We start from the raw sequence: 19,741 nt of genomic DNA, 5'->3' as shown, positions 1-19,741 counted from the left end.
CGTTGCGCCGGCGAGTGAGCAATCACCATTGTCCGAATGCGTCCGCCTTGAACAACTTTCAACACACTAAATAGCAATATTGTTACTAAAGCATATCTCTCACCTACTGCTCTTCATACTCACAAATATAACTCTGCCCCATCATACCGTAAGGCTCCAACACCTTCCCATCCGTATGGAACATTCCCTCGGTGCGGAAATCAGCCCAGCTGATCCGGCTGCAGCCGGTGTAGGACTGGTGGAATGGACCGAACATGTTTCTTGGGCTTCCGGAAACCTCGATTTCCAGAGTGTTCTCTTCTTTTTCGAAAAGACCAGTTACATCTGTGACACAGTTCTTCTTTTCGAAATGAAAACCAGCTTCCTTGCCATTTACTCTGACTTTCAGAAGGGTACCTCTCCACTCACCCAAATGAAGAAGAACCTGCTTATCGGAGATTAGCCTCGGTACCTTGTACTGATAAATCATTCCTCCCGGATAGTTTACATAACCTTGCATACTCCAGTCGCCAGTATGCAGAATTTCTTTTTCCCTGGAAATATTGCCAGACATATCTACGGCGAAATTTCCAATTACGAATACATCTTCCAGTTCCCGCTTTTGGTCGTAACTGCCTTTTATGGTAATCCGATGCACCCCCTTACTCAAAGCAGGAAGTCCGAAGCAACGCATGTCTTTGTCAATAAACCATTTGCCGGTCTGCGCACATTTCACGCCATCGAAGTAAACTTCCAGACCATAAGGCTTCTCAATTACAAAACTGCATTCACTGGAAATGTCTTCTGCAACATTAAACCGGAAATGCATGGTAAATGGTGTTCCATCTGCCGGATGTGGCTGATCCACCCAGGTATATCGCTGAGGTGCACCGTTATAGTAAACCTGCTGCATGCGCAATTTCTCACGAATTTCCTTCTGCGCCTGCCAGATTTCCATCTCTGCGGACTCACAGACGCTTCCTGCTTCTGACAGTCCGCTGCCATGTCTGAATTCTGATACCAGCTCTACAATTGCGTCAAGATCTTTATCTTCCACCATAGCATTTCCGTCACAAATTTTATTTGCTGAAGCAGTCCCCAGCTCATAAGTACATTTATCTATCGTCAGCACATTCTCCATAGTTCTTCTTAATTTCGCGTCCGGACCGAATGTAGCTAATACGGGATCTGTGTAATGCGGATGTCTGTATGGGAATGTGGCAGCTTTGCTCACTGTCATTTCATGCACCGCATTTACGCCATCAGAAACAGCCGCCAAGTCCACAACGGTAGTATCTTCCTCAATTCCACATTTGTCTTCAACACTATTTATCTCTTTAATAATCTGTCCAGCCCCTATTATTTTCTTCACAAAATAAATTCGGCTCATCCCCGTCTCGAATGTCCTGGTAAAGCAAACGCCCTCTCCATCCGCAACAGTTTCCACCTCACAAACTTCTCCGGTCAGCGGGTCAAGCTCTTCCACAGCGTTCCCGCAGTCAAGTTTTATGTAAACCTGATGTGCATTGTTCCGATCGTGATTTGTCAGGAAAAGAATATGTCCATCTTCTGTCTTTCTCAGCATGGAAAGAATCTCACCATCCTCTGCGCCGCTGGCATTTCGCACAGTAAAATCTTTTCCGGTGCATTTCGCCACAGCTTCCGTCAGCTCCCATTCATGCTCAACCGTATGAACAAATGCTTCCTCATCTAAAACATCCCGGATATCACCATATTTTCCACACACTTTCCTGCGGTCAGATTTCTCTTCATTTACATCTTCACTGTCTATTTTTTTATCCCATCTCTTAGCAACGCAGATCTGCTTACTACCAATCCGTTCTCCTTCAATCATCACCGGATACGGCTTCAGCCAGATCACCATTCCACCAGCTGCAAGAAATTCCTTCAACAGCTTCACCGTGTTTGCAAACAGATTGCTCACTCCCGGAACCACAACCACCTGATAGCTGCACTTTCCTGCCACAAACATTCCATCCTCAACCTTGCCGTCCTGCTCCAACAGGATCTCATCTCCAAAATCAAAATCCACATGCCCTGCAGTCAGCGCTTTTGCGATCCGGTTATAATACTCACCTTTTCGATTTAAAGAAGTAATATGCTCATCCAGCCATCCCATATTCATTTCCAGATGATTGAAATCCTCCGCCCGGTCACTGCGGCACTCGGTCCAGATGCTGGAAATCGGATGGATCATCAGCACCTTCCGCACCGGCTCACCCTGAGAAAGACACAGCGCCAGACGACCAAAATAATTCTCCATCTTATCATTGTCATCCCACCAGGTATTCTGATAGTTGAAAACCGGCGGATAGTCCCTCTTCCTGCAGCCAGTAATGGAATACAGGGCAAGATGCTGACAACGTCTCGTAATTCCAAGCGCGAACTGCCAGTCTCCCAGCCATTTCTGAGTAGAAAAATCCAGCTCCCAGCCAGTGCAGCCGTAAGCCTCACTGATGGTCATGGAACGTTCATACTGATGTGCCACGCTTGCACACTGTTTCACAGTCAGATACTCATCCGTCTGTGCGCCAAGAAGATCAATTCCAGGATTATGCAGATAACGAAGCTGAGGCATCGCCGCACCGCACACACGAGTCTGATAGCCCAGGTCGTTCTCATATAAAATATGTCCCGTAGTACGAAGTCCCCGTTTATCACACCACTCATAAACCTGTTTCATATAACTTTCTTCGAAACGCTGTGCCACCGTCTTCCAATAATCATGACGGATCTTCTCCGCCCCTTCCCCATCAAAAAACAGATAAGGCAGCTTCTCCTGCGGATCATATCCTCTCTTTTCAATAAAATACTCTGTAAATCCAATACTCCACGGAATCCACGGTCTGCCTTCATGGAAAACGCTGAAGAAATCACAGCAGTTTGGTTCATCTGTGAAAAATCCTTTCACCTCTTTTGGAAAACTTCCGCCAAACACTTCCTCATAATGCTCATGGGTCAACTTCAAAAATGTCTTCACGCTCTCCGGATTCAGATTATCTGGCGGCATCAAGCCGTTGTACCACTCACTCTTACCAGAAATCTCCTGGCGCAGAAGCAGAATCTCTTCATCAACACCGCAAGCTCCAGCAGCTTCCTCATAAGTCAGATATTCTTTCATCCTCTTAATAAATCTGCCGTCCGCCGCCGTCTGAATCACATAAACACCCTGAAGAAACTCTGTCTCCATAGTTTCTTCCACTGCTAAATCTTCACTGCCGTTCCTGCCAGACATGAAATTTTCGTCTGTGCTTCGATTCCCGCCACACATTATCGAATCCGAGTCCCCAGTAACTGTCCTTTCTTCCTCGTTACTTAACTTCGCCGGTACCGCCAGCTCCCCGGCTTTCCCGCACTCCATCGTCAGTGCCCTGGCTGTAAACTCCGCAGGATTTACCCTGCTGACCATACCTCCTGCAGCCCCCGACGGCCATTTATCCTCATCATATATCCACAGCTCCAGATCATTTTCCCGGGCTTTATCCACACAGAACTTCACATCCTCCATCCACTCTGTGGAAAGATACTCCGTCTCCAGCCCTTCACGGGAATGAATAAAAAATCCCCCCATCCCCGCCTTCTTAAATCCCTCTATCTGCTCTCCCAGATTCTCCTTCTGAAGCCTGTCATTCCACCCCCAGAAAGGAGCACTCCGATACTCCTTCGGCGGGTTCTCAACCAATCCCTTTACCTCATCTAATGTGCTCATTTTCACGTCCTCCCGATACAACAAAAGGGACTGCAAAACAGTCCCTTTCGTACTACCCAAGTTCATATTTTACATGAAGTTGTTAGGTATAAACATAATAATATCCGGTACATAAGTAACCAGGAACAACAACCCAATCATAATAAGTACCATTGGCAAAATCTCACGTATGACACCCTTGATCTTCGTTTTTCCAAGTCCCGAAACAATAAACAACAGCATACCAAATGGCGGTGTGGAAAGACCGATCATCATGTTCAGGCAGATCACAACGCCGAAATGAACAAGGTCAATGCCCATAGCCTGTACCAGTGGAAGAACCATTGGTACAAATACCAGCTGGATCGTACTTACATCAAGTACACAGCCAAGAAGCAGGAATACGATGTTTACGATAAACAGGAAAATGTACTTGTTATCTGTGATTCCCATAACCAGGCTTGCAACAACTCTCGGAACCTGCTCCAGAGAGATGATGTAAGAGAACAGCATGGAAGTTCCGCAAAGAAGAGCCAGTGTAGCTGTGTTGGCAGCGGATTTCTTGATGATACCCCAAAGCTTTTTCCATCCCAGTGTTTTGTAAATCAGTGCAGAAATGATCAGTGCGTATGCAGAAGCAACAGCACCAGCCTCTGTAGGAGTACAGATACCGGAATAAATTCCACCAAGAAGAATAACAACTGTAAACAGTGCCGGAAGAGCCTGCAATGTAGCTTTCAGGAACTCTCTCTTGCTCATGACCACACCTGCCGGATAATTTCTCTTATGAGAAATAAACGCAACATAGATCATAAGAAGAATGGCAAGTAAAACGCCAGGAACCATACCTCCCATAAACAGCTTACCAATGGAAGCACCGGATAACATAGCGTAAATAACCATTGGAATACTTGGCGGGAAAATCGGTCCTACCGTTGCAGAAGCGGCTGTAATGGCACAGCTGAACTCTGCATCATATCCCTCTTTTTTCATCTGGTCGATCTCCATCAGACCAATACCGGAAGCATCTGCGATAGCAGAACCGGTCATACCTGAGAAAATAAGGGAAATAAATACGTTAACCTGTGCTGTACCACCTTTTAATCTTCCAAGAAGACCATTACAGAAAGAGAACAGCTTGTCCGTTACCTCACCTTCATTCAGCACATTTGCCATGAAAATAAACAGCGGCGCTGCAAGCATGGTATAGTTTGCAAACATGTTACCAGTGATAACGGTAAATACCTGGCCCAGTTTGTCCGGAGCTGCAAGCAGAAAATATGTAATAGAAGCTGCAAGCATGGAAAAAGAAACAGGCATACGGATTATGAAGCAGATCGCCATAACCACAAACAGCATAATAATCGGCATACTCATGATTCTTTTCCTCCTTCCTTGTATTCTTTAAATGCATTTTTGATATTGATACAGGTTCTGACGATGATCTCAGCCAGCATATACATAAATGGTGCAAAAACAACTGTATATGGAAGCTTCAGAACTCCTGTTACCATTTTCTTTCCAACCATGGACTGGAAACACGGTACAAAACAGGTTACCAGCAGGATTAAAAGAAATGTATTGTAAACTACTTTAAAAATAAACTGGGTACGAGGTTTTACAGCATCGTAAACCAGACCAAATACTACGTGTTCATCAGCTTCCATTGCCTTACCAACGCCGAAGAACATGGTCCACATGTAACCCAGAACAGATACCTCATAACTCCATGTTACAGGGGTTTTGAAAAAATATCTGGATACGATTGTTACCATAAAGGTAAGGAAAATTACCAAAAACGTAATGTTTGGGATAAAAACGCCAAGGAAATCGACGATCTTTTTCCCGATCTTTTTGAAATTATCCACAGTTTCCTCTCCTCTCAGATTCACTTTTCTGCCATCGGTTTGTTCCCTTTTGCAGACAGGCAAAAAATCTGTTCTTTGTTAAAAAGCCCAGGCCGTACACACAGCCTGGGACTTTTCTTTGTTATAAGTCAGACAGATGTCTCAAGTTTTGCTGTCAATTCATAGCTGATCACTATGTCTTGCCTGTTGTCACGACAATTCGTTTTACTCTTCTGCGGTTGTTGTATCAGCCATAGCCTGGATTTCGTTGTAAAGATCCATATCCCAGTCTTTGATCATATCTTCGTTTTCCATGTACTTAGCCTGAACTTTTTCTTTAAACTCGTTGATGTCAGGATATGTAACAGTAAGTCCCTTCTCCTCAAAGAATTTGATCAGTTCAGCTTCTCTGTCAAGTCTTGCTGTATCGTTTACGTCTCTTGCATATTCCATAGCCTCAGTAACAGCTTCCTGCTGAGCCTCTGTCATGCTGTTCCATGTGTCACCGTTGATACATGGCATGATGGAGTCAACAACGTGGTTTGTGATTGCGATGTATTTTGTTACTTCATAGAATTTTGCACTCTCGATACTTGGAAGCGGGTTATCCTGTGCATCTACAGCGCCAGTCTGAAGTGCAGTATACAACTCACTGAAGGAAAGTGGTGTCGGGTTTGCACCAAGTGCCTCACCAAGGAACAGCCATGCTTCGGAGTTCGGCATACGGAGAAGTAATCCGTTCATGTCATCGTAGCTGTTGATTTCTTTCTCTCTTGTGTTGATTACACGGCTTCCAAGATAGAAGCTGGAAAGAGGTTTGATGTTCAGTGTCTCTTCAATCTGTGGACGGATCTTGTTAAGTCCGATGTCACCGTTGAGAACGCTTGTCATATGCTCATAGGAGCTGAACAGATATCCGGAAGCAAACATGCTGTAGGACGGAATCTGTGTTGCAATTGTCGGGAAGGAAATATATGCCAGATCTGCATCTCCGTTAAGAAGAGCATCAAACTCGTTCTCGGAAGAGAACAGAGAACCGTTGTCGTAGCATTTACATGTTACGGAACCACCGGATAATTCCTCAACTTTATCTGCAAACTCATACATAGCCTCTGTATGGGAGTCACCGCTTACAGATACTGATGTAAAGATCAGCTCTACTGCCGGGTCATTTGCTGCTGCAGCATCTGCTGCCTGTACACTGATGCTTCCTGTTAACAGCATTGTTGCTGCCATAGCTGTTGATAATACTGCTGCCATTAATCTTTTTTTCATTCTCTCATCCTCCTGATTTTTACACACTATGTGTTTTTGTTTCCCTTTTTTCACGTATATTTGTAACCCCAATTACAAATCTTAAGAAATACCTTTCAGCCGGCCTCACGGTCCCCACCGTTCCGGCAGTTATCTCTGATTACTTTCCAAAAAAGCTCTTGCGGAAGGTCTCTGTGATCGCACAGAACTCTTCGATCTCTAATTTCTTGCTTCCTGTAAGAAGCTTATAATCCTGTCTTCTTGACTGAAGTGTCATCGGCACACCTACCAGATTCATATGGTATTTGCTGTTTACCGGATATACCTGGCACTCAACCATGGAAGCAGCGCCAAGGAAGTTCATAAGCTCCTGTGCTTTCTCCGGCTGCTCTTTATAGTTCTTGCAAAGCCATACATAAAGATCCGGATGGAAGTTTGCCATAACTCCTGAGTATCCTGCACATCCCATTTCCATGCTGCGAAGAAGTGTTGCTGCATTTGCATTGAAGATCTTTAATCCGGTGCCCTCAACTGCTTTGCATTTTGCTTCCAGCTGATCAAGATCACAGCAGGTGTCTTTCAGGAATGCAAATTTCTCAGTCTCTGCACACCATTTGAGAAGCTCTGGTGAAAGAAGTCTCTTGTATGGTGCCGGGCACTCATAAACACCGAACATATCTCCATCAATGTGATCCAGAAGATATTCAATATTTTTCTTAGCTACATCTTCGCTCTCGTTCTCTTTTGCAAACTGATTGGAAATGAAAACATATGCATCTACACCGGCATCGATTACAGTCTGAGCTTCGCGGATCTGATCCTCTACCTTCTCAGCGCAATGTCCGGAAGCAATTACTCCCATGTGCTTTGGTGTATTATTGATAATAAATTTTGCAAGCTCCACTCTCTCCTGTGGGCTCAGCTCAAACATTTCACTGGACTGACATACTGCGAAGATTCCGTCAACACCGTTCTTGTCATACCACTCAATGATTCGAAGGACTGCATCATAGTCGATCCTGTTGTCCTCTGTAAAAGGTGTGATCATAACCGGCCATACGCCGCCTGCAATTGTTTTTTTCATGCTCTTCTCCCTCTTGATGTTTACTTGTTGCTGTTCACCGGTAACGTTCCGCGATGTGTTTTTATGAACGGAATGAACAACAACATTTACTATCCACTGCAACCGCGCAATTGCTTTTCAACTGTGACTATAGTATAATATAAATAATTTAAAATTGCTTTCAGCAAAATATTTAGTACTATTTTATAACTTTGTACGAAAAAGAATACAAACCAGCAAAACATAGTGCGGTAAACAAAACAGAGTTACGGTTCACTTCGTTCACAGTAACACACTTCGCGGAACGTTACCAGTGAACAGTAGTAAAACAGACTGCAACACAATAATTCACGGACATAAGAAGAGGCGACTTGAATGGAACAGGAAATATTTGACGATTACATATGGAACGAACATAAAAAAATATTAACAGCAGATAAACATAAGATCCCGGGGCTTAGAAATCTTTCTCATTTTACACCTATGGCACCTGGCGTTCCGGTTCCTCTGCATTATCACTCTGATATCATCGAGCTTCATTTCATGGTGAAAGGCCAGCGCAAGACTTACGTTATGAAAGGCGGCGTCCGCACCAGCTACTGTGCTACCGGAAATAACCTTTTTATCACCAGACCTTATGAGCTTCATACTACAGGACATATTGCCCAGAACCGCTGCGAATTTTTTGCAATGCAGCTGGATCTGAAGGAGCACGATAATTTCCTTGGTCTGAACCAGCATTACAGCAATATTTTGTGCCATCGGCTTCTGAATATGGATCAGCACCTGTACCATGTAGGCAGTTCCCAGATTTCCATGCTGCGCACTGCTTTTAACCTGATTTCTTACGGAACAGAAGGCGACTCCATTGCCGGTGTCCAGTATCTGACCTGTGTACTTGCCAGTCTGAACTACCTGACTGCAGTTCCAGCCCAGGAAGAGATCAATGAACAGCTGAACAGTGACATCGGACATGCGCTGAAATACATTGAACAGAATATTGAAAACCCCATTACACTTCAGGAGCTTGCCCAGGCATCCAACTATTCTCTATCCCGTTTTAAAGCCAAATTTAAAGAAGAACTGGGAATTACTCCTGCTGAATACATTACCCTCCAGAAAATGGATCGGGCACAGATGCTTCTGAAGACTACAGATGATTCCATTACAGATATTGCTTACCAGCTGGGCTTTTCTTCCAGCAATTACTTCTGCTCTGTTTTCAAAAAGACTCTGAGCTACAGCCCGGCGGCATACCGCAAAAGTTTTTCCCAGTCATAGAAAATGCTGCAAAATCATTGCAAAAATGATTTTGCAGCATTTTTTTCCGCGTCCAGAGCGTGTTTGAAAATCATTCCCGCAATCTGCGCGCCCTGCTTTGCTGTATATTTTTCCCGGATTCAGCTGCGGTAGCTGAATCCGGGCTCAATACCCTTACTATTCTGGCTTTGCAATATCACCTGTTTAATTGATTGCAAAGGTCTGCTGTGTATCATAAAATCCGTCCTGATACATGACGTAGATTTCATAATTATCTGCATTCATTCCCTGAAGCGGCACCGGGATATTTTCATAGAAATCCAGAAATGTTTCCATATGCAGACGAACCTCTGTTGTATCATAAACATAGGTATTCTTCGCCCCTTTAAAAATGATCTGGGAAATCTGATGATCATAGGTCCCTATATAGAGCACTTTTCCAGTGATGTTATATGTCAGGGTATCTGCCGGAAGCACCTGATCCGGTTTCTTGTTCCACAGCCATTTCCAGGTCTTCACCGGCTGCCACAATTCTCCTTTGATATAATTCTCATCCAGCTCCATAGGACTTGCAAGATCGTTGTAATCAATCCGCATTTCCTCTGCACGGTAAAAGGTTTTCTTAAGACAGTACTGATTCAGGACCTTCTCTGTATCGTAGTCAAACTCGTAGGTCATTCCCTTCCAGCCGTTTTCTGCATTTGCCACATGACCGCACATTCCGAAGAAATGATTGCTGTCAGCCTCATAAATCGCTGCGGATGTGATCTTGGACCATACCGTAGGAATCTTCTTAATCTGCTTCACAGTACCTTCTGCTTCATTTACAGAATATACCAGCAGGTAGGATTCCTCTGTCTTGTCATAATAGTCGATATCTTTCTTCCTTCTCCACAGGAAATGGTTATCAAACATGGTGATTTCTATAGTCTGGTCATCGCCATCCAGATCTGTATCGATCTGATATGCTGTATGCTGCTGGAACTGATAAATGAAATCACCATCTGCTTTCAGCACATATTTTTCATAGTCTGTGCCTTCCCAGAATCTTGGATCGCAAAGAATCCACTGGATTTCCTTGGTTGTCCAGTTTACCTTGATCACAGATTCCAGATTGCGGACACTGAGCAGAATAGTATCTGTCTCCGGCTGATAGGAAACCGTATTAATATGAGCCCAGTCAACCAGATTCTCGTATTTGCATTTAATAATATCTTGAAGTTTCAGTTCATTTACCACCGCACCTGTCTGCCGGTCGATTTCCTCAACTTTATCTTCACAATGGCTCTGCATGGAGCTTGTAAGCACCAGAAGATTTCCGCCTGGCTCCTTCTCAATTACCTCATGATGACTTCCCCCGGAAAGATAATACATGTTGTAAGCTCTTCCCAGATAATCCAGCTCATAAAGATTGGTAGACTGAGGCTTCTCCAGGTTCGGAACATATCCGGCAGTATCCTGCCAGATCATTCTGCAGTTGGAAAGCATGTAAAGGCCATAATTTCCAGTCTCTTTGTTCATATACCAGCGAATATCTCCCATGCAGTCATATGCAAAAGGAAGATGAGTGCGCTGTCCGTAAACCATGGTCAGATCATATGCAGATTCTCCACTGGTCTCCACAGGTTCGATCACATCCGTAAGAGACTCTGGCAAAGCTTCTGTTGTAATGGTGATCTCCTGGGAATCCTTCACTCTGCCGGAATCATCCAGAAGTTCCAGTACTACTGTATTATCCTCTCCCGGATAAAGACCGATAATGGGCACTCTGTGTGAACTGGCCGCATCTATCTCTCCGCTGATGTCTGCTGCTGCAGTTTTTCCTTTCACAGTAAAGCGCACTCCATACTCTTCTTCTGTGTCAAAAAGTACTACTGCAGTTAATGGGGAAATCTGATATGGGTTAAGAATAACCATGGGATCATCCCATGTATATCCATTTTCCTGCTCTGCCTGCAGCTGTTGGTCAATCTCATAGGAGGTTGCCACCAGTGTTTTCGCCTGAGGGATTTCAGTCTGGATATCATTCGCGGAATCATCGTTTTCCTGAATGGAAATCGTGTCATCCACATCCATGGTAACATTCAGCTTTTGACCGTAATAGCCATATTTTTTCTTCCGTTTTTCTTTTACAGAATAGGGAATTTCCTGATTGGTAAGTTTCATGTAAGTATTATAAATTCCCCGCCGCTTTTTCCAGCAAAGGCCTGCAAACAATGCAAGCAGCACCAGAAACAGAAGCAGAATGGTGATTTTTTTCTTTTTGCTCCATTTTTTCATACTGTAAGCTCCTCAAATTTTTGTCGTTATGTCTGTACAGGCTGCAAAGCCTGTAACGTCAAAATGGGTTCAAGGCTCTTGAACCCATTTTGACAAATTATATACTTATGCCTGACTGTACATATATCCCGTATTATAAAGAACACCGTCCAGTTCCAGGTAAATATCCCATTTCTGACCTTCCAGCCCGTCAACTGCCGTCCAGCCCTTAACTGTAACATTTGTTCTGTCATCTCCTTCAGAAGGAGTCTGTGTCAGCTGATAAGCTCTCTGGGACTCACCGCTTATCAGGATCATCTTTCCAGCCTGCAGATCTGCTGCTGCGGTCTGGGTCTGGAAGCTTCCGTTCACACTGATCTTGCTTCCATCCAGCAGGAAATTCCAGCCATCTGGCAAAGCCTCTGCGGTGCTCACATCAATGCTGCTTTCCTCATAACTTGTCTCTCCAAGAGAACCAAGCACCTCCGGAACTGCGGATGGATCATATTTTCCTTCTGTATAAAGGGGCATGCGGAAAGAACGATAGGTCAGCGCATTATAAGTGTCACCGGAGATCGTCAGCTCAAAGCTCAGCTCTCCATTATCTACCTGATCAATATGTGTGGTCTTGGTCAGTCCCTGTACAAACATATCTTTCGGGTAATAATCACTGCGGTTTTCTTCATCGCTATGCAAGTGGGAGCCAGCTGTGATCCACAGATGATCCTGTGTTCCATCCAGGGAAACCACACCGGAAATCCAGTCCGAATACCAGTCGGCGCCTCGCTCTTTACCATACTCAGTTACCTGGGAAACGGTCATGTTCTCTGTATCAATCTGATAAACAACCGCACGGGAATATACGTTATCACCACTTACACGGTTATCGCCATCCACACGTTTTACCTTGGCAGTACCATTGTCAAAAAGAGCAATATCTCCATTATCCAGAATGGAAACATTATGCTGTGCATAGAACCATTCGAAATCTTCTCCCTCCGGAGTAAAGAAATAAGACGGATCCACACCATCCCAGCCTGTAGGATCTCCAAGGATCCATGCCAGGGATTTGTCCTCTTTATTTACTGCTACAATGGCATCTTTGTGTCTTGCAGAAAGAAGAACCAGATCATTCTCTGCATCATAGGCAAGACCATTATTATGGAACCAGTCAGCTTCCTCACTTCCGTCTGAATCCATAGAAGCAGACTGTCCATCTTCCTGGCTGATGAGATCTTTCATGTCAAGCTCCCATACAACATCACCGGTCTCGCGGTCAATTTCTACCACGTAGTCCTCAACTGTGCTTAAGTCCGGGCTGTCAGAAGCCACCAGGAGATTGCCATCCGGAAGCTCCACGAAATCGTGATGCTGGCCACCAGGAATCATGTATTCGCGGTAAATTTTTCCCAGAAGGTCGACTTCGATCATTCCTTCTTTATAGTAGCTGCTCTTCAGCACATAGGATGCAGGCATGAGAAGATGCCCGTTCTCCAGCTGGTGAACTCCGAGAGTTCCGCCAATATTGGTAAAGAATCTGATATCTCCGGCCGCATCTACTCCATACAGGGTTCCCATAGTGGAGCAGACAAAAGTCAGGTTCGAATAATCGTAACTTGCCTCGCTTTTCATCTCTGTCTGGATTGTACCGTAATCAACACCTATATCTTCTGTGGTTACTTCAAAGGTAGCAGAAGTCCCATCATCCAGAGTGATTACAACCTCTGTGGTATCATTGTTGTAAAGACCATAAATCGGGACGATATGCTCCGTTGCCTCCTCAAAAGTTCCCGTCACATCGTTCTCTGCTGATTTCCCTTTCACAGTAACAGTTCCGCCGCAGGCTTCCTCTGTGGAAAAAACGGCAACTGCACTTAAAGGGGACATTCCATATGGATTGACTACAATCAGAGCCTCATCAAGACTGTAGCCGTTTGATGCCTCCTGAAGAAGTGCTTCATCAACAGCAGTCTGCTGTGCAAACCGGTCAGTTACTTCCAAGGCTGTCGCCTGGGACTGGGTATCTGCTGTTTCTGCTGCCTCGGAATCTGCATTCTCTGCATCCTCGGCAGTTTCTGTTTCCGGCTCATCTGTTTCTGTCTCTGCTGTAGTTTCTTCCTCTGCTGTAGTTTCTGTTTCTGCTGCAACTGTAGTAATAGAACCCGCTGTCATTGTCATCATTACAAGTATTGCAGCCAGTTCCCGATATCTTTTATTCTTCATGCCAGCCTCCTGTGCAATTTTATGATTTCTCAAACACGATCTAATACAAAATCCGCATTTTCATACCACCGTCATGGCAGCTGACGGATTGTCTGCATTTTTTATCATCCTTATAATGCGCAGTGATATTCCTCTGCCTCAAATGGATAGCTAAGCTCCAGACCTTCTGCATTCTCGTCAATCTCAAATGCGATCCAGCCCTCGTTGGAACCGAAATTCAAAGTGGTTCCTGCCATACGTGTCATACCAAGCTCTGAAATGAATTCATCATCCATTCTGCTGTATTCATTTCCTTCACTGTCAGTCAGCTTCAGATTCGCCCAGTCCAAAGTCTCCTTGCTGCCGTCTTTCTCGATCTTCAGCTTAATCATACAGAAAGTCTTGCCTGCGTCAGCTTCTTTCTTGTAGTCGCTTGTCTCCACACCTGTATAGCCAAGTTCTACGCTTACATTCTCAAGAGAGGAATTGATCTCCACATCTTCTACTGTAATATTCCATCCTGCTGCAGAAACAACCTCGCCGTATGCATCACTGTTTGCAGTCTGGGCTGCTGTACCAGCAGAACTTCCTGCTGCTTCTGTCTCCTTGCTGTCGGCCACCTCTGCACTGTCTGCTTCTGTTGAATCACTACTTGCAGAATCCTCACCTGTACTCTCTGCTTCTGCAGCTGTGTCATCTGCCTCTGCACTGTCTTCTTCAGCGGAATCAGTACTTGCAGAATCTTCACTTGTATCTTCTGCTTCCGTGCTGTCAGGCTCTTCCTTGGCATCAGCATTGTCTGCGGCAGCTTCTGTCTTGGTATTCTCTTCCGTCTTTGTATCATTTGTGCCACCACAACCAGCCATTAAACCAGCCACCAGAACGGCTCCCATTACCTGTAATAAAACTTTTTTCTTCATTTTTTTACTCCCTTTATTTTTCTGGTATAACTTCATTTACCTGGAGCATGTTTGAAATAAATATTCTGCCAAATGTGCCGGAATCATTTTTCAAACACGCTCTGGTCGTGTTATCAACTATTATAGCATAGTTCCGCAATAAAACAGAAACACTTTCTTAATATTGCCTGTAAAAATTTAAAGTTTTACTGTTTCCACCATTCACAGCAACACGCTTCGCAGAATGTTACCAGTGAACAGCAGCATTAAATCACTTAATTTTTATATTTTGTTCCAAATCATAAAATTCGTTCTGATATACAACATAAATCTCATAATCATCCGCTTCCATTCCCTGCAGCGGTACCGGAATGTTCTCATAGAACTGCAGGTAAGATTTCGTATGAAGACGGATGTCTGTAGTGTCATACACATAAGTATTTTTCTTTCCGTGAAAAATGATCTGGGAAATCTGGTGATCGTAAGCTCCTGCATAAAGCACCTGCCCGGTAAGATGTAATGTAATCTCGCCGTCTTCCAGTACCTGTTCCGGCTTCTTCTGCCAGAAGAACCAGGTCGCTTCTACAGGCTGATATAATTCTCCCATAATATAGTTGTCTTTTATTTCCATGACTGCTGCCAGATCATTCCAGTCAATTCTCATCTCTGATGCGCGGTAATAATAGCTTTTGATGCTGAACTGATTGATCAGCTCTTCTGTATCATAGTCAAACTCATAGTTCATTCCTCTTCGTTTATCTTCAGAATCCTTCACATGACCGCACATGCCGAAAATATGATTACTGTCAGCATCATAAATAGCAGAAGAAGTGATGGTAGACCATACAGTAGGAATCTTTTTAATCTGTTTTACTGTCTTTTCTGCTTCATTTACAGCATAAACCAACAGATAAGATTCTTTTTCACCATCAAAGTATTTCAACACGTCAGACTTTCGTACTTTTACATAATGATTATCAAACATACTGACTTCTACCGTCTGGTCATCTCCATCCAGATCTGTTTCCAGCTGGTAGGCAGTATGCTGCTGGAACTGATAAACAAAATCCCCTTCCGGCTGAAGCACATATTTCTCATATTCTGTGCCTTCCCAGAATCTCGGATCGCAGAGTATCCACTGGATTTCCTTTGTCGTCCAGTTCAATTTGACTACAGATTCCAGATTTCGCGGACTGATCACAATGGTATCTGTCTCCGGCTGATAAGACACAGTGTTTAAATGGGTCCAGTCAACTCGGTCCTCATATTTCCCTCCAAAAATATCTTCCATTATCAGTTCATTTACAACTTCTCCGGTCTGTCTGTCAATTTCCTGGATTTTGTCCTCAATGTGACCTTCCAGAGAACTGGTCAGGACAAGAAGATTTCCGTCCGGCTCTTTTTCGATCACTTCATGGTGGTTTCCACCCGCCACATAGTACATGGTGTAGGCGCGTCCCAGATAATCCATCTCATAGAGATTGGTTGTCTGCGGTTTGTCCTGGGATGGCATGAAGGCTTCATTGGAAGCAACTATCATCCTGTTATTTGACAGCATGTAAATTCCAGAAGTAAATTCTCCGCTCATGTACCAACGGATATCTCCCATACAGTCATAAGCAAATGGGAAGGTTGTCCGCTGTCCATATACCATAGTCAGTTCAAATGCAGATTCACCGCTTGTTTTCACCGGTTTCACAGCATCATCCAGTTTATCCGGAAGTTCATCCGTTGTAATAGTGATTTCCTGGGAATCTGTAACCTTGCCTGATTTATCCAGAAGCTCCAGAACAACCGTGTTTTCCATTGCCGGGTAAAGACCGATCACCGGGATTCTGTGTGAAACAGCAGCTTCCACTTCTCCACTGATATCTGCGGCTTCCGTTTTTCCCTTGACCGTAAAACGCACCGCACACTCTTCTTTTGTGTCGAAAATAATCACCGCTGTCAATGGAGAAACCTGATAAGGATTCTGGATCACCATAGGCTCCTCCCAGCTGTATCCATTCTCCAGCTCGGCCTGCAGCTGCTGGTCGATTTCATAAGAGGATGCTATACGTGTGGTTTCTTTTGGAATATCTGTTTCGATCTCATTTGCAGAATCATCCTTCTCAGTTATGTAAACCGGATTTTCCAGATTCATGGAAGCATTCAATTCCTGGTCATAATATCCATATTTTTTCCTTCTTTTTTCCTGAACAGAATACGGAATCTCCTGACCAGTAAGCTTCATATATGTATTATAGATTCCACGGCGCTTTTTCCAGCATAAAGCGGCAAACAGCACAGCTAAAATTAAAAATATAATAAATACTGCAATTTTTGTTTTTTTATTCCACTTTCTCATTTTCCCAAATCCTTGATTTCCGGAAGCTGAAGCCAGAACAGCACTCCGTTCTCCATATTTTTAGCTCCGCAGCTTCCTTTATGTTTATCCACAATCTTTCGGACCACAAAAAGTCCAAGACCAATGTTACGTACTTCATTCTCAGATGTGACTGGTTTCTTCTTCTGGGAAGTTGTGTAAAAGCTGTCCCAGATATGCTCCATCTGCTCTTCTTTAATCTGCGCTCCATCGTTGTAGACTTCCATACGTATCTGCTTTTTCTCTTTCTTCAGAGTAATCCGGATCCGCTTTCCCTGCTCTGTGTGCTGAAACGCATTCATCAGATAATTGTTTACTGCTCTTTCCAGATACATGCGGTTTCCGCATGCGAAACAGTTCTTTTCGATTTCCTGTTCCACTTTGATCTCGTTTTTGCGGAACATAGCATCATATCGAAGAAGCAGATATTCTATCATTTCTGATACATTTACACGGCTCATTTCCATGGAACTCATCTGATTGTCCAACATGGAAAAATCAAGGAGTTCTCCTACCATTCTGGACATTTTGTCCAGCTCCTCGTGAATGGAAGAATAATAGTAGGAACGATCAATCTTATCTCCTGCGATTTCCAGCATTTCCACCTGGCTGGACACTACTGCAAGAGGTGTTTTTAATTCATGGGAAATATTCGCCACAAATTCTCTCTGGCTTTCCAGAAGCTGATAGTCAGACTGCTTTGCTTTTTTCTCGGTACTTGCTTTACTCATTTTTTCTAGGAAATAGCTTAATCCCACCATCAGAAGCAAAACAACCGCCAGATATAATCTGGTTCCCTCAATCACTTCCAGAACTGACTGAACATCTTTCCGCAGGTAAACATAGAATGTATGTCCATCCTGTATAATCTTCCCACGAAACATCAGAATATGACGGGATTCCATGCGACGCTGTTCCAGGGTTCCTTCTTCTGTGTACTGGGCAATTTTGTTTTCTATGTACTTACGGGACTGCATAGTTTTCAGAGATGATCTGGACGTATAAATCTGCTCATAATTTTCATTCGCAATTATAGTCTCAAATTTTTCTTTCTGATAATCACCAAGTGTTTCTTCGTCGTCCTCGCTAAGTTCCTCAAGATCCATGTCATGGATATCTTCATACAGCTGACGCATGATTCTGGCCTTTGATGAAGTATATATGGGATAACAGCACACGCTATACAGCATGACTGCCACCGCAAAGGCAATAAACTGAATCCACAGAGCTTTCCCATCTCTCCAGAAATTTTTTTTAATTTTCATGGATGTCCTCCCCGAAGATGTAGCCCACGCCGTAAACAGTCCGGATATAATTGCAGCCTTCTCCCATTTTTTTCCGCAGCTGCTTCACCAGAGTATCAATGGTCCGCACATCACCTGTATAATCGTATTCCCACACCGCATTCAGTATGGTATCTCTTGGCAGAACAATTCCCGGATGCTCCATGAAGTAAACCATCAGATCAAATTCCTTCCTGGTGGTGGGGATATGCTGCCCTTTGTAAAATAAAAGCTGTGCATTTACATCTGCCTGCAGATCGTTGTATTCCACCATAGTCCGCAGCTTCCCGGCACGCTTCAGCACCGCCTCAATGTGCATTTTCACAAGCGCCAGAGTAAAGGGCTTGGTGATATAATCATCCGCACCTTTCTCGAATCCGCTCATCTGGTCTGCCACGGCAGACCTTGCAGACAAAATAATAACCGGAACCTCCGATATTTTCCTGATCTCTTTCAATACGGTATATCCGGAAATATCCGGCAGCATAAGATCCAGAAGGATCAGATCCACCTTCTGCTTATTCTGGCAAAAATATTCCAGGGCTTTGTTCCCGGTCAGTGCTGTCTCTACTTCATAGTTCTGAATCCTCAGAAAGTCAGAAATCGTCTGTGCTAATTTCGGTTCATCCTCTACAACAAGAATCTCTATTTTTTTCACGGCTCTTTCCTCTCTCTTAAAGCCTGTCGCTAGAACGTGTTTGAAAAAGGCTTTCTGTATTTCAAACAGGCTTCAATGCTCTGTAAATCGTTGCGGTTTCCCATCAGACAGAAGCCGCAATTTACTTTAATATAGTATCATGTGATTTTGATGGAAATATGAGAAAATAAGTTTTCTTTTGACACAGAAAAATAAAAATGCCACAAAATCACCACTTTCCGTGACTTTGCGGCATTTTTTCTTAAGCAACCACTTCCAGATTCTGTTTTCTCATTACTCCCTAAAGGACTTCTATCTGGCAGGCTTTCATCGCTTCCAGCGCCCGCTCATGGCTCTCCGGCGTCACTCCGGCGCAGCAAAGAGAATCTACCATGATCGGTACCTCCGGCAAAAATGCTTTCAGCAGCATAGCGTTGGAAATCACGCAGATATCTGTGCAAAGCCCGACCAGTGTAATGCTGTCAATGGTCTCTGATTTATTAAATTCTTTCAGAACTTTTCCCAGGGTTTCGCTGCCAAAGGTTGGCTTGTCAATGGGTCCGGACTCCAGAAGCTCTGCGATCTCCTCCCGGATCTCCCAGCCGTATGTGCCGCGGATGCAGTGCTCTACAGGAAGCATTCTGCCCTCCTGGGTCTGCAGATAATCCCCGCTGTGAGTATCCCTGGTCGCCAGCACAAGACCATTGAAATTCTTCACTCTGTCCACCACATTAGGCACAATCGCTTCCGCCTCCGGTGTTCCAAGCGCTCCGTCAATAAAATCATTCTGCATATCAATCACAACTAAAATATCCATATTTTCCCCCGTACTTCATATGTTTTCTGACACAATTTTTCTCAACTCAGCCCAAACGCCACATATTTTTGTAAAGCTTATTTAGATTAACTATACCACTTTATTAGAATTTCGTATACCGAAACGGTCAGATTTGTGAAAGATTTTAAAAAATACCTTCCATATAA

14 protein-coding genes are annotated in these 19,741 nt (G+C 44.0%); 1 reads left to right on the top strand and 13 read right to left on the bottom strand.

The window, feature by feature from the left end; translation table 11 throughout:
• Positions 1-103: 103 nt before the first annotated feature.
• The 5 genes from AB5618_RS15580 to AB5618_RS15560 form a co-directional block, all read right to left on the bottom strand.
• Positions 104-3,709, bottom strand: coding sequence for a glycosyl hydrolase (locus AB5618_RS15580; protein WP_368366903.1), 3,606 nt, complete (start codon positions 3,707-3,709; stop codon positions 104-106).
• A 69-nt stretch (positions 3,710-3,778) separates the two neighbouring features.
• Complete coding sequence (locus AB5618_RS15575; protein WP_148461351.1) at positions 3,779-5,065, bottom strand: TRAP transporter large permease; 1,287 nt, start codon at positions 5,063-5,065, stop codon at positions 3,779-3,781.
• A complete protein-coding gene (locus AB5618_RS15570) occupies positions 5,062-5,556 on the bottom strand; it encodes a TRAP transporter small permease (protein WP_148461350.1) in 495 nt (164 codons plus the stop codon). Before AB5618_RS15570 ends, AB5618_RS15575 begins: the two co-directional genes overlap by 4 nt.
• Positions 5,557-5,760: 204 nt before the next feature.
• Positions 5,761-6,810, bottom strand: coding sequence for a sialic acid TRAP transporter substrate-binding protein SiaP (locus AB5618_RS15565; RefSeq protein ID WP_173717183.1), 1,050 nt, complete (start codon positions 6,808-6,810; stop codon positions 5,761-5,763).
• A gap of 139 nt (positions 6,811-6,949) precedes the next feature.
• A complete protein-coding gene (locus AB5618_RS15560; RefSeq protein WP_118577896.1) occupies positions 6,950-7,873 on the bottom strand; it encodes a dihydrodipicolinate synthase family protein in 924 nt (307 codons plus the stop codon).
• 354 nt (positions 7,874-8,227) lie between these two features.
• Between AB5618_RS15560 and AB5618_RS15555 the strand changes: the two genes are divergently transcribed.
• Positions 8,228-9,133 carry an AraC family transcriptional regulator gene (locus AB5618_RS15555; RefSeq protein WP_118577895.1) on the top strand — a complete coding sequence of 302 codons (906 nt, stop codon included), beginning with the start codon at positions 8,228-8,230 and terminating at the stop codon, positions 9,131-9,133.
• A 14-nt stretch (positions 9,134-9,147) separates the two neighbouring features.
• Here AB5618_RS15555 and AB5618_RS15550 read toward each other — a convergent pair whose 3' ends face one another.
• The 8 genes from AB5618_RS15550 to AB5618_RS15515 all read right to left on the bottom strand — a co-directional run bounded on the left by AB5618_RS15550 (position 9,148) and on the right by AB5618_RS15515 (position 19,574).
• Entirely contained in the window at positions 9,148-9,252 is a 105-nt protein-coding gene (locus tag AB5618_RS15550) for a DUF6783 domain-containing protein (RefSeq protein ID WP_368072594.1), read from the bottom strand.
• A 64-nt stretch (positions 9,253-9,316) separates the two neighbouring features.
• On the bottom strand, positions 9,317-11,392 hold the full coding sequence (locus tag AB5618_RS15545) for an aryl-sulfate sulfotransferase (protein WP_173717184.1): 2,076 nt from the start codon (positions 11,390-11,392) through the stop codon (positions 9,317-9,319).
• 105 nt (positions 11,393-11,497) lie between these two features.
• Positions 11,498-13,594, bottom strand: a complete 2,097-nt coding sequence (locus AB5618_RS15540) for an aryl-sulfate sulfotransferase (protein ID WP_368366902.1) — start codon at positions 13,592-13,594, stop codon at positions 11,498-11,500.
• 110 nt (positions 13,595-13,704) lie between these two features.
• Positions 13,705-14,493, bottom strand: coding sequence for a DUF4352 domain-containing protein (locus AB5618_RS15535; protein ID WP_173717186.1), 789 nt, complete (start codon positions 14,491-14,493; stop codon positions 13,705-13,707).
• 250 nt (positions 14,494-14,743) lie between these two features.
• The gene (locus tag AB5618_RS15530) at positions 14,744-16,819 is read right to left on the bottom strand and encodes an aryl-sulfate sulfotransferase (protein ID WP_368366901.1); all 2,076 of its coding nucleotides are present in this window, start codon (positions 16,817-16,819) and stop codon (positions 14,744-14,746) included.
• Positions 16,816-18,102, bottom strand: coding sequence for a sensor histidine kinase (locus tag AB5618_RS15525; RefSeq protein WP_368366900.1), 1,287 nt, complete (start codon positions 18,100-18,102; stop codon positions 16,816-16,818). The genes AB5618_RS15530 and AB5618_RS15525 overlap by 4 nt, the downstream gene beginning before the upstream one ends.
• Entirely contained in the window at positions 18,092-18,778 is a 687-nt protein-coding gene (locus AB5618_RS15520) for a response regulator transcription factor (protein WP_237925614.1), read from the bottom strand. The genes AB5618_RS15525 and AB5618_RS15520 overlap by 11 nt, the downstream gene beginning before the upstream one ends.
• 280 nt (positions 18,779-19,058) lie before the next feature.
• The gene (locus AB5618_RS15515) at positions 19,059-19,574 is read right to left on the bottom strand and encodes a cysteine hydrolase family protein (protein ID WP_148461342.1); all 516 of its coding nucleotides are present in this window, start codon (positions 19,572-19,574) and stop codon (positions 19,059-19,061) included.
• Positions 19,575-19,741 lie beyond the last annotated feature (167 nt).

This window comes from Ruminococcus sp. J1101004sp1_RTP21198st1_B9_RTP21198_201120, from assembly GCF_040924245.1.
Classification (GTDB): domain Bacteria; phylum Bacillota; class Clostridia; order Lachnospirales; family Lachnospiraceae; genus Blautia_A; species Blautia_A faecis.
The sequence above is the reverse complement of the archived record's forward strand: the minus strand, read 5'-3'. Positions and strand labels throughout refer to the sequence as shown.